Origin of the sequence: Cohaesibacter gelatinilyticus (assembly GCF_900215605.1) — a bacterium.
GTDB classification, from domain to species: domain Bacteria; phylum Pseudomonadota; class Alphaproteobacteria; order Rhizobiales; family Cohaesibacteraceae; genus Cohaesibacter; species Cohaesibacter gelatinilyticus.
Genome location: NZ_OBEL01000003.1, coordinates 259,297 through 274,324, shown reverse-complemented (window position 1 = coordinate 274,324; position 15,028 = coordinate 259,297). Strand labels below are relative to the sequence as shown.

At 51.5% G+C, this 15,028-nt stretch carries 14 protein-coding genes; 5 read left to right on the top strand and 9 right to left on the bottom strand.

Going from position 1 to position 15,028, the window contains the following annotated elements; all coding sequences use genetic code 11:
* Positions 1-4: 4 nt before the first annotated feature.
* On the bottom strand, positions 5-1,537 hold the full coding sequence (locus tag CRO57_RS15165; RefSeq protein WP_097154313.1) for a YifB family Mg chelatase-like AAA ATPase: 1,533 nt from the start codon (positions 1,535-1,537) through the stop codon (positions 5-7).
* Positions 1,538-1,679: 142 nt separating this feature from the next.
* Between CRO57_RS15165 and CRO57_RS15160 the strand changes: the two genes are divergently transcribed.
* Complete coding sequence (locus tag CRO57_RS15160) at positions 1,680-2,204, top strand: methylated-DNA--[protein]-cysteine S-methyltransferase (protein ID WP_097154312.1); 525 nt, start codon at positions 1,680-1,682, stop codon at positions 2,202-2,204.
* 81 nt (positions 2,205-2,285) lie between these two features.
* Complete coding sequence (locus CRO57_RS15155) at positions 2,286-2,702, top strand: hypothetical protein (protein WP_097154311.1); 417 nt, start codon at positions 2,286-2,288, stop codon at positions 2,700-2,702.
* Between the two features lie 309 nt (positions 2,703-3,011).
* Here the strand turns inward: CRO57_RS15155 and CRO57_RS15150 are convergent, their stop codons facing one another.
* From CRO57_RS15150 to rsmI, 4 genes are all read right to left on the bottom strand, one after another.
* Positions 3,012-4,142 (bottom strand): cytochrome-c peroxidase, encoded by a 1,131-nt coding sequence (locus tag CRO57_RS15150; protein ID WP_425291286.1) that lies wholly within the window; start codon positions 4,140-4,142, stop codon positions 3,012-3,014.
* Between the two features lie 120 nt (positions 4,143-4,262).
* Positions 4,263-5,210, bottom strand: a complete 948-nt coding sequence (gene gshB / locus CRO57_RS15145; protein WP_097154490.1) for a glutathione synthase — start codon at positions 5,208-5,210, stop codon at positions 4,263-4,265.
* Positions 5,211-5,418: 208 nt separating this feature from the next.
* On the bottom strand, positions 5,419-5,838 hold the full coding sequence (locus CRO57_RS15140; RefSeq protein ID WP_097154309.1) for a YraN family protein: 420 nt from the start codon (positions 5,836-5,838) through the stop codon (positions 5,419-5,421).
* Between the two features lie 22 nt (positions 5,839-5,860).
* Positions 5,861-6,844 (bottom strand): 16S rRNA (cytidine(1402)-2'-O)-methyltransferase, encoded by a 984-nt coding sequence (gene rsmI / locus CRO57_RS15135; RefSeq protein WP_244580112.1) that lies wholly within the window; start codon positions 6,842-6,844, stop codon positions 5,861-5,863.
* 255 nt (positions 6,845-7,099) lie between these two features.
* Here rsmI and CRO57_RS15130 point away from each other — a divergent pair, with 255 nt between their 5' ends.
* Positions 7,100-8,392: a penicillin-binding protein activator gene (locus CRO57_RS15130; protein ID WP_097154308.1), complete on the top strand. Its 1,293-nt coding sequence runs from the start codon at positions 7,100-7,102 to the stop codon at positions 8,390-8,392.
* Positions 8,393-8,463: 71 nt separating this feature from the next.
* Here the strand turns inward: CRO57_RS15130 and hemW are convergent, their stop codons facing one another.
* The 3 genes from hemW to rph form a co-directional block, all read right to left on the bottom strand.
* Positions 8,464-9,651, bottom strand: a complete 1,188-nt coding sequence (hemW, locus tag CRO57_RS15125; protein ID WP_244580111.1) for a radical SAM family heme chaperone HemW — start codon at positions 9,649-9,651, stop codon at positions 8,464-8,466.
* Positions 9,652-9,799: 148 nt separating this feature from the next.
* Positions 9,800-10,441 carry a non-canonical purine NTP pyrophosphatase gene (locus CRO57_RS15120; protein ID WP_097154307.1) on the bottom strand — a complete coding sequence of 214 codons (642 nt, stop codon included), beginning with the start codon at positions 10,439-10,441 and terminating at the stop codon, positions 9,800-9,802.
* A 48-nt stretch (positions 10,442-10,489) separates the two neighbouring features.
* Positions 10,490-11,209 carry a ribonuclease PH gene (gene rph / locus CRO57_RS15115; RefSeq protein ID WP_097154306.1) on the bottom strand — a complete coding sequence of 240 codons (720 nt, stop codon included), beginning with the start codon at positions 11,207-11,209 and terminating at the stop codon, positions 10,490-10,492.
* 234 nt (positions 11,210-11,443) lie between these two features.
* Here rph and hrcA point away from each other — a divergent pair, with 234 nt between their 5' ends.
* Entirely contained in the window at positions 11,444-12,532 is a 1,089-nt protein-coding gene (gene hrcA, locus CRO57_RS15110; protein ID WP_097154305.1) for a heat-inducible transcriptional repressor HrcA, read from the top strand.
* 205 nt (positions 12,533-12,737) lie between these two features.
* Positions 12,738-13,382 carry a nucleotide exchange factor GrpE gene (gene grpE / locus CRO57_RS15105; protein WP_097154304.1) on the top strand — a complete coding sequence of 215 codons (645 nt, stop codon included), beginning with the start codon at positions 12,738-12,740 and terminating at the stop codon, positions 13,380-13,382.
* Positions 13,383-14,092: 710 nt separating this feature from the next.
* On the opposite strand, the gene CRO57_RS15095 is transcribed toward grpE, so the two are convergent.
* The gene (locus CRO57_RS15095) at positions 14,093-14,980 is read right to left on the bottom strand and encodes a LysR substrate-binding domain-containing protein (RefSeq protein WP_170956124.1); all 888 of its coding nucleotides are present in this window, start codon (positions 14,978-14,980) and stop codon (positions 14,093-14,095) included.
* Positions 14,981-15,028 lie beyond the last annotated feature (48 nt).

The following is a 15,028-nucleotide window of genomic DNA, read 5'->3' as shown; positions in this document are numbered from 1 at the left end:
AATATCAAGCCATGGTCAGCGATGTACTGGATGTCATTCGATAGGAGAGCGCCTCAGCGATGTCTTCTTTACCTGGTTGCTCCCGCTCAGCCAGATCCGCCAAGGTACGCGCTACTTTCAGAACCCGATGATAGCCACGAGCAGAGAGTGACATACTGGTTGCTGCCAAACGCAGCAGATCCATGGCACCTTCGCTCGGTATGGTCACCTGCTCGATCAGGCTGGCCGGACATTGCGCATTGGTCAGAACATCCGGACGACCTTTGGCGCTATAACGTTCTTTCTGGATGGCACGGGCTTTGGCAACACGTAAGGCCACCTCTTTGGAGCCTTCCTTGGGCGGAGGCAACATAAGATCTGTGGCTGAAACCGCTGGAACCTCGATCCGCAGATCAATACGATCCATCAAAGGACCAGAAATCCGAGCCTGATAGTCAGCGGCACATCTGGGACCGCGTTTGCAAACGAAACCCGGCTCCCCAGCATGGCCACAGCGACAAGGATTCATGGCCGCAATCAATTGTATTTGAGACGGATAGCTAACCCGATGATTTGCACGGGAAATAGAAACCTCGCCGCTTTCAATCGGTTGGCGCAGACTATCCAGCACTTGCGGAGAGAATTCCGGCAATTCATCCAAAAACAGGATGCCATTGTGAGCAAGCGCCACTTCTCCCGGTTTGGCACGCGCACCGCCACCGACCATTGCCGCCATGGAAGCAGAATGATGGGGTGAGCGGAAGGGGCGCGCATTTGAGAGCTGACCTTGCGGTAACAGCCCCGCCATGGACTGGATCATGGAAACGTCCAGCAATTCCTTTGGCGTCAAAGGCGGCAAAATGGTCGGAAGGCGCGACGCCAGCATGGATTTTCCCGAACCTGGAGGGCCAACCATTACCATGTTATGCCCGCCACTGGCAGCGACTTCCAAGGCCCGCTTGGCGACTTCCTGCCCTTTGATATCAGAAAGGTTCAACTTATTGTCTTTAGCTTGTCGAATGGCCGCCTTGGGTCGGGAGAGAACCTGTTGACCTTTGAAATGGTTAGCAAGCGAGATCAAACTGGTTGGTGCGAGGATCGACATATCCGGATCCGCCCAAGCAGCCTCTGGTCCGCAATCTGATGGACAAATCAAACCCTCATCTCGCCCATTGGCAGCTATAGCTGCTGGCAAGACGCCAACGACGGAAGCGGTTCTGCCATCCAATGCCAATTCTCCCAAAATCAGATAATCATCCAGACAATCCGAGGGCAGGGCACCAATCGCCACCATCAATCCCAATGCGATGGGTAGATCAAAATGGCTGCCTTCCTTTGGCAAATCAGCCGGGGCCAGATTGATGGTGATGCGTTTTGGTGGCAATGCCAGACCGGACGCGGTGAGCGCCGCTCTCACACGCTCACGGCTTTCTGCTACCGCTTTGTCAGGTAAGCCGACGATGGTAAAAGCAGGAAGGCCGGGCGCAATCTGCACCTGTACATCCACCGGAATGGCGGTTACCCCCTGAAAGGAGACAGTCTGAACATGTGCAACCATGACAAGGCCTTTTGACGATAATCATTATTCATCACAACCTTAAAGGGATTTTCGTACCTTTTCAAGAACACATAGAGAACAAATACTGGCGTTTCAAACTTTGATATGGCAGAGTGAGGATATATTGGATGCGGAGAGAAAAATGGCTGAACCCATTCTATATTGGCAAATGGAAAGCCCAGTTGGATCACTGCTCATGGGCGGTGAGGGTGGTCAGCTCGATTTCCTGCATTTTCCGGAGAGTGCCCGCCGGCGTTTCATCGAGCCCGAATGGCATGAGGACCCAACCCCTTTTGCCGAAGTGCGCAATCAGCTATCTGCTTATTTTGCCAGGGAACTCACTGTCTTTGACGTGCCATACCGCCTTAATGGTTCAGATTTTCAAAAGGCAGTCTGGCAACAATTGGCTGCAATTCCATTTGGTGAAGTGAAATCTTATGGCGATATTGCACAAGCCTTAGGAGACAAGGGTGCAAGTCGAGCCGTTGGTATGGCCAACAATGCCAACCCTATTCCCATCATTGTGCCCTGTCACCGCGTGATAGGAGCGGATGGCAAGTTGGTCGGGTTTGGTGGCGGCATGGATACCAAGATCTGGCTACTTGAGCATGAAAGTATCGATCCACGCTCTGTTAAAAATCCCGATCAAATGAATTTATTTGGCTGATTTTTTCATTTTGTTAGAACCAAATCTGATTCCACCGCGTCCCACCCTGTGAAAGAACAATTTTGAGGGTTGAGGGACAAAATGACACAAATCACCCATATGTCGACAATCAAGGCACACACATTCGCGCTTGCTGCATTTGGGCTGCTTGCCCTTTCAAGTCCTGGACAAACCGCTACTTTCGAGAGTGCTTATGCAGGTTTTTGCGAAAAAATGAAAAGCTGTGCCATGGCCGAGATCAATAAGGTTCAAGGCATGAATGAAGCGATGAAAACACAAGCCACAATGATGATTGAAGGCATGTGCGCCAATGTTCGCCAAGACTTTACCTCAATCACCCAGCATCCAGCGCTGGAGCCTGCGGCTGTTGACTGTCTTAATTCCATGGCAGCATTGAGCTGCGAGGATTTATCAGGTCATCAGGGAGCCCAAACAACTCCTCAATGTACAGCACTGCAAACCAAGGCAGAAGCCATGGGCGCCAAGTTTGGGCAATAATTTCTCAACTTCATAACCAATTGATAGTCAGTTTTTTTCAGCAGCAAAAAGGCACCCGGGATGGTGCCTTTTATTTTTGATGAATTATATCTCTCACTCTATCCCTCTCACGGCTATTCCGGCCTTGGCCGGACCTCCGAGGGGCGCAGCCAAGCTGCGGTCGCTTATCAGCTCCCGGCGGAAGCGCGATGCTCCCGCCGAATTCTTTTTCCTTGAGAGATTGATTTGAGAAAAGGATCCGTAAAAGGAAAACGTCCCGTCTGGAGCTCTGATCGCAAGATCAGGAATAGCGTGAAGACGAATAACTTTCTACTCTTCGAGCAGATGTTCGTAGCGTTTGTCTGTGAGCGTTTTCATGAAAGCAACCAGAGCATTGATCCGCTTTTCATCCAGAGCCGGACCGGTGGTCAGCTCCTTGACATCCAAGGTTGCGGGCACTTCCGGTTTTCCCCATGTCTTACCCGTCTCCGGATTGATCTGTGAGGATTTTTTGAGGCTGTTATAGCGATTGTAGAACTGGACAACCGTTTTCAGATCCTTGAAGACGCCGTTATGCATATAGGGACCAGTGACCGCAACATTGCGCAAGGTTGACGTCTTGAATTTTCCGTCCCAATTTTTTGCGGTGACGGCCGGGTTGGCCAGCAACCCATGATCAATGGTGCCGGGTTTGGAGCCATTGACGTTGCGGACAGCTTCATTCACCGGCACGCCAATATTGAAATATTGATAATTGGAGAAGGTCTCTCTGGCCGCACCCGGTGTTGTATGGAGTTGATGGCAAATATTACAATTGGTGAATTGCGGGCTGAAAAAAAGGGTACGCCCCAACTCCTCCTGCTTGGTAAATTTCACTTCTCCGCGCAGGTATCGATCATATCTGGAATCGAACGGTGCAAAATAATCTGTTTTTTCAAAAGCTGCGATGGCCTTGGTCATGGAGCCATAGGCTTTATCAGAATCTTTGAAGATATCCTCTCCGAAGAGATGTTTGAAGCTCTTGATATAGGTTTCATTCTCTTGCAGTCGCTCAACGACGGACGCCTTGTCAGGCATGCCCATTTCAATAGGATTCAGAGGAGGGCCACCTGCCTGCCCTGCGAGATCTTTTTCACGTCCATCCCAGAATTGGCCACCGACCCAAAGACCTTCTCTATTCTTATGGAAGTCCGGAGAGAATGCGGCATAACCCGCTGCTGGAGCATTTCGGTCTCCAATGGATTCCCCATCATCGCCCAAGGATACCGCTCGATTGACCGGTTCATCAAAACCATTATCGCGCGGATCGGCAAAACCGGTTTCTGCCGAATGACAGGTGGCACAAGACATGGTGCGGTTCTTCGAGAGATTTTCATCAAAGAACAGAGCCGCGCCCAGACCTTCCAATGTAGATGTATCATTTGGCAGCACTGGCTCACCATTGGCATTTGCCACTGGCATCAGGACAAGAAAAGACATGACAAGCGGAGCCAAGCTCCGCTTCTTGAAGAAAGTTCGCATTGTTCCACTCTTCGCCAGGCGCAGACTGGTCCAAGGCTTGCCCGCTGACGTCTATTCCAATTACTGTTTTTTGGCTTCGATTTTATCCCAAATGATGGCTGCAATATCGATGCCGTCCAGACGCTGAATGGCGCGGATCCCTGTCGGGGAGGTCACATTGATCTCGGTAAGATATCCTCCGATCACATCAATCCCGACAAAGATGAAACCGCGCTCTTTCAGAGCCGGTCCTATACGGGCACAAATCTCAATCTCCCGTTCGGTCAATTCTGTTTTCTGGGCCTGGCCGCCCTGAACCATATTGGAGCGCAAATCGTCCGCCGCCGGAATGCGGTTAATCGCCCCAACAGGTTCTCCATCTACTAATATGATACGCTTGTCGCCGTCTTTGACATCGGGCAAAAATTGCTGAGCCACCCATGGCTCACGGAAGATTTCACCAAACAGGCCCATCAATGAGCCAAAATTCTGATCTTCCTGACGAAGGCGAAACACCGCAGCCCCCCCATTTCCATAGAGCGGCTTCATGACAATATCGCCATATTTTTCCTTGAAACGGCGCAACTCGGATTCGAAACGTGTGATCAAGGTTGGCGGCATCAGATCCGGATATTCGGTCACAAAGATCTTTTCAGGCGCATTGCGCACCTCTGCCGGATCATTCACGACCAAGGTTTTTGGATGAATGCGCTCCAGCAGATGCGTTGCCGAGATATAGCCCATATCGAAGGGCGGATCCTGACGCATATGGATTACATCCATTTCCGCCAGATTGGTGCGTATCGCCTCGCCCAACTCATAATGATCACCAACTTCATCCTTGACGATCACTGGCTCAAGACTGGCAAAGATTTCGCCATCTTCCTGCGCCATGCTTTCAACCACATAGTGATAGAGCTGATGGCCACGATTTTGCGCTTCCAGCATCAATGCAAAGGTGGAATCTCCAGCAATATTGATGCTTTCAATGTGATCCATCTGGAAGGCGACCTTGAGCGGCTTGACCATGTTTACAGCTCCGAGCTTGGGCATTAAAGCCATTGTTTTGATGCAAATTCTTGTCCGAAAAGTGCTTCAACTTTTCAGGAACGTGCTGTAGAAAATTTTCCGAAAAGCCCCTGAGGAGATAAGAGACTGAGCGGGCAGTTCTTCCTATATGTCGGCTTAGAGCCGCAATTTCAACTGCCAAGACTGCTTAAGCATGCCAAAGCAAAGCTTAAAAGGCTTCGAATGCATTTTCGATATGTTGATATCGTGGGAGCAGCCCCTTTTTCGGGGCGAAAGCCATGACATCAAAGCGAAAGGTTTCAAAAGCCTCGCAAGAATGATTGGCGAGATAATGCTGACTTGCGGCAACTATGCGCGCCTGATTGCGCGGCGTGATGGAATAAAGTGCATCTTCCAGTGATTGCCGATATTTCACTTCAACAAAAACAAGGCTTTTGCCTTTTTGGGCAATCAGATCAATCTCACCGCCTTGGGCCTTATAACGTTGTGCCCGAATGGAATATCCCTTGGCACGCAAGATCCACATTGCCCACCGCTCGGCTTTCAGACCCTGTTTATAGGTCTGGCGCTTCTTTAATTCTTTGCCCGATGGTTGGGCTTTGGACTTATCGGGGCGATGTAGAGGCATGCCAACTCGTTGGAATTTTGATCTATATCTGATCCTTGATAGTCTGAGCCAGCTTATAGATTTCGTTTTTCTTGCGACCAGTTTTAAGCGCCAAGTCGGCTGACAGCTGTTTCACATGCAGCCCTTCCGCCAATCCCTGGCGAATCAGTTGGTCCAGATCATTTTCATCAAGCTCCTTCTTGGCTGCGGGACCCAGCAGGATCACAGCTTCGCCTTTTGGCGCGTCGCTATTTGCATAATGCTCAGCCAGCTCAGCCAAGTTGCCTCGACGAAATTCTTCGAACTTCTTGGTCAGCTCGCGGGCAATCACCGCTTTGCGCTCTACCCCCAGATGCTCAGCCATTGCGCTCAATACCGGGCCGAGGCGGCGCGGGCTTTCGTAGAAAACAAGCGTACCGGGAATATCTTTCAGGCTCACCAACTTGGTGACGCGGGCTCCAGCCTTTTGAGGCAAGAAGCCAGCAAAATGGATTTGATCTGTTGGCAGGCCTGCAGGCACCAAGGCCGCCAATAGAGCCGATGCACCAGGAATCGGCGTGATTTCAAAGCCTTCGCTCAAAACATCTTCAACCAGTTTGTAACCGGGATCAGAGAGGAGCGGGGTGCCTGCATCGCTGATCAGCGCAATGGCCTTTCCCTCATTCAGGGCATTCAGCAGATAGGGGCGTTGCTTGTCCGCATTATGCTCATGATAGGTGACCAGATGGCTTCGGATGCCATAATGGCTTAGCAATTTACGGGACACGCGCGTGTCTTCACAAGCAATGATATCGCATGCTGCCAGTGTTTCCAGCGCACGAATGGTGATGTCCTTCAAGTTCCCGATCGGGGTAGCTGTGACATAAAGCGCAGCTGGCAATTTTGGCGCTTTCATCTTGTTGCCAAGCAAAATATACTCTGCTTCGCCTAGCGCAGCTTCTGATTTTTCAAGGGGTGCATCTTGATGACTATTCTCATCAAGTTCGGGAGAAGCTTGGTCTGTTGGCAGGTCTGATGGCTTTGTCATAATGATCGGGTGCTGCGATGATGCGTTTGAACGTCCAGACAGGATCTGTCCGGTTTTTGGCAGGTGCGATGTAGCTCGAAACAGGCTGTAAGAATTTGTGAACTTTTCTGTCAAATTCGCGACAAAATGGTCACAGTTTTGCCTTTTCGCCATCGAATCATGCCTACCGACTGTAACAGAGTTGTTTTGACAGGTTATTTCTGACAAATCAAACGCCCAATTCGAAATGTAGCTGCCCGAGGAGGCCAAATCTCGATGCGTTTCAAACCAATGCTTGAAAAAGCAGCCAACCAGATTGCCGCCCCACTCTCAGCATCGAGCAAACGCTCTGCTGTGCGTGCTGGCGCAGCCGTGGCTTTGGCAGGGATTGTGACGGCCTGTCAGCCAGTCACATTGGGTGGCCCGGGCTATTCCACTCGGCCTACTCCGGGTGTTAATCCACCTGTCATCGCACAGCCTACCGGTGAAGTTTTGGGCTCGGGTAGTGTACGTGTTGCTCTATTGACGCCAAGTTCTGCTCCGGGTCAGTTTGGTAAAGCGGGACAATCCATTCGCAATGCCGCTGCGATGGCCTTGCAGGATTATTCCAGCGCCGACTTGCAAGTGATCGTCAAGGATGTCGGTCAGGATCAAGCTGCACTTCAGGCCTCCAAGGCTCTGGCTGAAGGTGCACAGCTGGTTATCGGTCCGATGCGTTCGGCCCAGGTCAAAACAGCGGGTACTGTCTTGAAGCCTGCTGGTGTTCCGATGCTGGCCTTTACCACTGATACCGGTGTTGCTGCCCGTGGTGTCTATCTGATCAACTTCACACCTGAAAATGATGTTGATCGCATGATTTCCTATGCGGCTTCCAAAGGCAAACGTTCCATTGCTGCCATGCTTCCAGCAACACCTTATGGTTCTGTGGTAGAAGCCTCCTTGCGCCAGACAGCTGCTCGCAATGGTGTCCGTATTCTGGCAATCGAGAAATATAAGAGCGGTGGCAAGGCCGATCCGTTCAGCCTGCAAACTGCGGCAGAAAAGCTAGGCGAAATCAAAAATCAGATCGACGCCATGTATATTCCGGAAGGCGTCGCAGCGGTGCCTGCAACCCAATTGCTGGCCGGGCAGGGCATTCGCGCCAATAAAATTCAGTTCCTTGGCTCCGGTCAGTGGGATAACGCCAGTGTTTCTCGCGAGCCAATGTTGCGTGGTGCCTGGTATCCGGCTCCCCCGGCCAGCCTTCGCAATCTTGATGGCCGCACCATCGGCTTTGATGTCTTTGCCAATCGTTACACTCAGCAATATGGCGAGCGTCCACCACGTGTAGCGGCTCTCGCTTATGACGCGGTTATCCTGTCAGCGGCTCTGGTTGCCCAAGCCGGCGAACGTCGCTTCGCCCATGAAACCTTGACCGACCCGCAAGGCTTCATCGGCTTTGGTGATGGTTTCTTCCGTTTCCGTCCGGATGGCACCTCTCAGCGATCTCTGGGCATCAAGGAAATCACCACCAGCGGTGCCAAATTGATCGAGAATGCACCTATGTCTGCTGCGGGCTTGCCCAACTAAGCTGACAATCCGAGTGATGAGATTACGAGAAAGGGAGCCTGAGGCTCCCTTTTTTGAACTATTTCAAAACTTTATTTGCTTGCCAGTTCCGCAACGACGGAATTGAGCAGGAAAAAACCTTCCCTTGTCGCGCGGATGCGATCATCTGAGATCTGCTCGATAAGGCCATGTTCAATCATGGTCGCCAATCTCTTTCCATTCAGAGTACGATTGGAAAGAGATTGATAGCGCTCAAGGCTGATGCCTTCCTTGACGCGCAGACCCATGACAAGAAATTCATCGCCTTGCTCTTCAAGGCTCAGGATTTCTTCACCGCGCGCACCGATTTCCCGCTCTTCCACCAGCTCCAACCAACGTTCTGGATTATATTCATTGCTGGTAGCAACGCGGGCATTTGGCAGCGTTAAGCGTCCATGTGCGCCTGCACCGACGCCGACATAATCGCCATAGCGCCAATAGGTAAGATTATGGCGGCTTTCTTCGCCTGGTCGTGCGTGATTGGAGATTTCATAAGCAGGCAAACCACGCGCCTCGCAGGTCTCATGGGTGACCTCATAGAGCGCAACTGATGTATCTTCATCGGGCAGTTTGAACTTGCCGCTGTGATAAAGCTTATGGAACATCGTATCCTGCTCAATGGTCAGCTGATAGAGCGAGAGGTGATCTGCTGCAAGATCAATGGCTTCGTTCAGTTCATCCGACCAGCTTTGCGGCGTCTGATCAGGCCGTGCATAGATCAGATCAAAGGACATGCGCGGAAAGATGTCTCGCGCCAGTTTGATGGCATATTTGGCCTGCTCCACATCATGCATACGGCCAAGGAAGCGCAATTGCTCATCATGCAAGGATTGAACACCCATCGAGACGCGATTGATGCCAGCATCCCGATAACCCTTGAAGTTCTTTGCTTCTACCGAGGTAGGATTGGCTTCCAAGGTGATTTCCGCGTCCCTGTCCACGTTCCAAAGGCGATGAATGGCATCCAGAACATGGCCAACCGTTGCAGGCTCCATCAGAGATGGAGTGCCACCACCGAAGAAAATGGACGTGACCGTTTGAGAAGGAACGCGCGACGCGTAATGGCTCAGTTCTTTTTCCAGCGCGCGGGCAAAGCGCATCTGGTCCACCGGCTTGTGGCGAACATGGCTGTTGAAGTCGCAATAGGGGCATTTGGCTGCGCAAAATGGCCAATGTACATAAATACCAAAACCGGGATGGTTGGGTCCCGGTTTTGCAAGTTTGTTTGCTGAGTTCAGCACCGCAGTCCCTTCAGTGATCCATTCTCCCGTATCGGGAGCAGGGTCATTCTAAAGCACTTCTCACGCTTATTGAATTGCGAGAAATGCTTTAATTTTTTTGGAAGCGAGTTCTTATCCGAAAAGTGCTACAACTTTTCGGGAATGCGCTCTAGCTTGCAAGACAGGCTTTTGAAAACAGAATGAAGGCGCGGGAACGGTGAGAGAGCGCTTCCTCTTGTCCCGGCTTCCAGCCATGCTTTTGTTCGCTGTCCATTTCACCAAAGGTAATATCAAAGCCTTCCGGCACAAAGACCGGATCATAGCCAAAGCCTTTGTCGCCACGTGGTGGCCAGACACAGGTGCCTTCCACTTCGCCACGGAAAAGATCGCAATGGCCATCAGGCCAGGCAAGGCACAGCACCGCCACGAAACGTGCACCGCGTTGACTTGGCTCGATCACACCTTTTTGCTGCAGTTTTTCTTCGACATTGCGCATGGCCATGCCAAAATCCTTGTCCGGCCCAGCCCAGCGCGCAGAATAGATGCCCGGATCTCCATCCAGAGCATCAACCGCAAAGCCTGAGTCGTCTGCCAATGCAGGCAGACCAGTAGCGGTGGCGGCAGCCAAGGCCTTGATTTTGGCATTGGCCTCAAAGGTATCGCCATCTTCAATTGGCTCTGGCAGATCCAGCTCTTCGGCTTCTTTCAAAGAAAGACCATAAAAGTTCAGAAGCTCGCGAATTTCGCGGATTTTTCCCTTGTTATGACTTGCCACAACAAGAGGGGTGTCTGCGGTCAGTCTGCGTGCCATGATCTGGCCTTTCCTTACATGCAAAAAGCAAAAGTGTGAGAGCAAAGCTTAGTCTTTATTGGCTTCCTGCAATTCGACCAGCTCGCCAATGCCTTTCTTGGCCAATTCCAGCATCTGCATCAGTTCGTCGTGAGAGAATGGCTCGCCTTCAGCGGTGCCTTGAACTTCTACAATGCCGCCCTTACCTGTCATGACGAAGTTGGCATCGGTCTCAGCGTCAGAATCTTCCAGATAGTCCAGATCCAGAACTGGTGTGCCCTGGTAGATACCGCAAGAAATTGCTGCCAGCTGATCCTTCAGCACAACTGCGTCGGCGGCAATCATGCCACGAGCACGCATCCATTCGATGCAATCACGCAGGGCAATCCACGCACCAGTGATGGAGGCGGTACGGGTACCACCATCGGCCTGAATGACATCGCAATCGACCGTAATCTGACGCTCTCCCAGAGCTTCCAGATCGACCACTGCACGCAAGGAGCGACCGATCAGACGCTGGATTTCCTGCGTACGGCCGGACTGTTTGCCAGCTTGGGCTTCACGGCGCATACGATCGCCAGTGGCGCGGGGCAACATGCCATATTCAGCCGTTACCCAACCACGGCCCTGACCACGCAACCAAGGTGGAATGCGCTCTTCCAAAGATGCCGTACAAAGAACATGGGTATCACCGCATTTGATGATGCAGGACCCTTCTGCATGTTTGGAAACATTGCGCTCCAGACTCACCTGGCGCTTTTCATCGGGATTTCGCTTGGATGGACGCATCGGTCTTTCCTTTCGCCTTATGGGCGGATCACCAGCGGCAGCTGCTGGGCTGCCGATAGACTGGCTTGGTCAAGAATATTCGTTGTGCCGCTTGTAAAAGCCTTAGCACTTGCGGACAAGGTATGCTTGCAGCTTTTCCCCCTTTTGAGGCATAAAGAAGAGACTTGGCAAGTTCAAAGCACTATCCAGAGGACGCGCAGAGCCAAATGAGGAACAACAAGGACATCATTAAATATGATTGATCGCAACATGTTGTTGTCAGCTTCCGAACTGGCAGGAATGGATGACCGGCTAAAAGATATTTTCCGGCATATCGTGGATTCCTATCTGGCAACCGGTGATCCCGTTGGCTCACGCAATATTTCCAAGGCACTCCCTCATTCGCTCTCGCCAGCTTCTGTGCGCAATGTGATGGCAGATCTGGAACAGTTGGGTCTGATCTATGCACCCCATACATCTGCTGGACGTTTGCCCACGGAAATGGGACTTCGTTTCTTCGTGGATGCCATGATGGAGTTTGGAGATCTCTCCAATGACGAACGTCACCGTATCGAGCGGCAGATGACGCCGGGCCATCAACAAAGTGCCGGATTTGAAGGATTGCTCACCAAAGCCAGTCAGATGTTATCGGGACTGTCAAGCGGGGCAGGACTGGTCATGGCCAGCAAACAGGATCGCTTGCTCAAACATATCGAATTCGTTCGACTGGAAGCAACCAAGGCACTTGTTGTTCTGGTGGATGAGGAAGACAAGGTCGAAAATCGTCTCATCGATTTACCAGCAGGCCTGCCTGCTTCGGCTCTGACCGAGGCCAGCAATTTTCTCAATGCTCATATCTCTGGCAAAAGCCTTGATGCCGCACGTCAAGATATCGAAGCTCATCGCCATATTGTGCAGCAAGAACTGGATGAACTGACAGCAAAGCTCGTTGATGCGGGCCTTGCGACCTGGACCGGGGCAACCTTGGACCAACCGCAAAGCTTGATCGTGCGCGGACGCTCCAATCTGCTGGAAGATGTTACCGCCAAGGAAGATCTGGATCGCATTCGTCATCTTTTTGATGATCTGGAAAGCAAACGAGATTTGATCCAGCTTTTGGAACTGGCCCAAGATGGCGATGGCGTGCGCATCTATATTGGTTCGGAGAACCAGTTGTTCTCACTATCCGGCTCGTCGGTGATCGTCTCACCCTATCGCAATAGTGAGCAGAAAATTGTTGGTGTTTTGGGAGTGATAGGACCAACCCGGCTCAATTATGCCCGGATTGTGCCTATGGTGGACTATACTGCCAAGGTTCTCAGTTCCATGATTTCGGAACCTTGAGATAACCACAGCGCGGCAGCAAAGGCCAAATGGCAGACCAATCAGACCATCTGATTGTGCGCGAGAGACAGAAAAAGGAGCATTCTCTTGACTGTCTCTCTTGATTTTTTTGCCAGAAAGCCTGATATCCCTTGCAAAGAAATGTGTGCGGCGCGCGACTTTCGCCCCGCTCGATACAAGATTTGATCAAGACCGAGGCTGATACATGTCTGAAGACATTCGCGAAAACGAAGCCGCCGAGACCCCAAATCCTGCGGAAGAGGTAGCTGAGGAGAAGGAAGAAAAGCCTTACCTCAATCCTCTGGAAGCAGCAGAACTGCGCATTGCCGAGCTGGAAAAAGAACATTCGGAAATGAAGGACCAGCTTTTGCGGACCGTGGCCGAGATGGAAAATCTGCGCCGCCGCACCGAAAAAGAGATTCGGGACGCCAAACAATTTTCCGTTGCCAGCTTTGCTCGTGACATGCTCGGCGTTGCCGACAATCTGCGCCGCGGCCAGGAAGCTATCAGTGACGAGGATCGCGTTGGAGCAGAAGGTGCCTTGAAAGCACTTCTGGATGGCACTGCCATGACCGAGCGTGAAATGCTGAAGACACTGGAAAAGCACGGTGTGAAAAAGCTGAATCCGCAAGGTGAAAAATTCGACCCGAATTATCATCAGGCCATGTTCGAAGTGCCAAATCCTGATGTACCAAACAATTCGGTCATTCAGGTGGTTCAGGCCGGTTATGTGATCGGCACCCGTGTACTGCGCCCAGCCATGGTTGGTGTTGCGAAAGGTGGCCCGAAATTTGTCACTCCGACCGAAGAGACAGGCGAGTCCTCTGAGGGCATCGACAAGAGCGTCTAAGACACTCTATTTGTCGTATATCATCGACAAATAGAGTTTGAAATCTTACAAAAGGCTCCTGATTCAGGAGCCTTTTTTGTTTGATGCTATCCATTAGTTCTGATTTTTTGCAAGTTTTTGGGATTTTTGTGTTCAAACATGACTTTGATCAAGATTTTTGGCCCAGAGAATCGGTAATCTCTATTCAACACTTGTGGTTCCGGCAATCGATCAGTGCGTCTCTCTCCTCCCTCGACGTTCCTCTTCTGATTAGAGCCCATGGACCACCATCCAAGGAGGCTTCTCTCGGGCCTCCTTATTTTTTGGGTAAAGAGTACTTTTCTCTCACGGCTATCTTAGATTTGTACGTCTTCACGCTATTCCTGATCTATCGATCAGGGCTCCAGACGGGGCGCTTCGCGCTTGCCTATCGGCCGTCAGAAAAGGAAGGATTTCCTTTTCTGGATTCTTTTCCCTCACCAAGCTCTCAAGGATAAAGGAATTCGGCGAAAACACAGGTTTTCGTCGGGAGCCGATAGGCGACCGCAGCTGACAAGATACGCCATCAAGCCGAGGCGAGATGATAAGCGTATCGATAGGAATGCTGCGCACCCCGTAGGCCCGAGCGAATGCGAGGAATTGCCGTGAGGGGTATAATTAGGCGAAAGCTGAAATAGCCCTGATCGTAAGATCAGGAATAGCGTGAAGACAGATAGCCGTGAGAGCAAACACTATTTCCTCGCCGTGGCGAGGAGCCAGGAGCGGAACTGGATGGCTGCGCCTTGGCTGTGGCCTCTATGACGCAGAAGCAGGAAATGCTTGGAGGCTGGCAAAGGTGTGTCTGACAGGACCACCAGTTCGCCCTCCGCCAGTTCATTGGCTATCAAAGATGGATGACCCATCAGCATACCAGCAGATTCCTTGGCGGCTTGAAGGGCCATGGCATAGGAAGAGAAGCGCGAGCCGGACTGGCAATCAAGATTAAGTCCCGGATGGGTCTCTGCCCAAGCCTGCCAATCACCACTCCATTGCATATCATGCAGCAATGTGGCTTTGCGCCAGTTGCTCTCATCCTCAAGGTTCACGAGATCACGATAATAAGGCGTCGCTACAGGAACCAGAGCATCCTCCAGCAAGATTTCAGACGCTGCTCCCTGCTGATCCCCAGAGCCATGACGTATGGCGAAATCAACTTCGGGATCTTTTTCCAGATTGACCAGATGCTCCTCGGCCCGAACATCAATCTCGATGTCTGAATGCTGTGCCATGAATTCGGACAGGCGAGGGGCCAACCAGCGCTCTGCAAAGGCAGGCTGGACGGACAGGGTCAGGCTTATCTTTTGTGTCTCATTGGCTGGCTCAGGAGGCAGCAGATCGGCAATCTGATCCAGAATGCGGCTTACATCACCCAAAATGGCAGAACCGTCTGACGTAAGCAGAACGCCGTTTGAGCGGCGCTGGAACAGGTCCTTGCCAAGCCATTGCTCCAACCCTTTGACATGCTGGCTGATGGCGGTCGAGGTCACATTCAACTCCTGTGCGGCTCGAGCGAAGGAGCCGTGACGTGCTGCAGCTTCAAAAGCTTTGACTGCACTGAAAGGAGGAAGTTGACGCGCCATTCTGGAAATTCCTTGTCTTTCTATCTGATGCGAACCCTTATCCGAAAA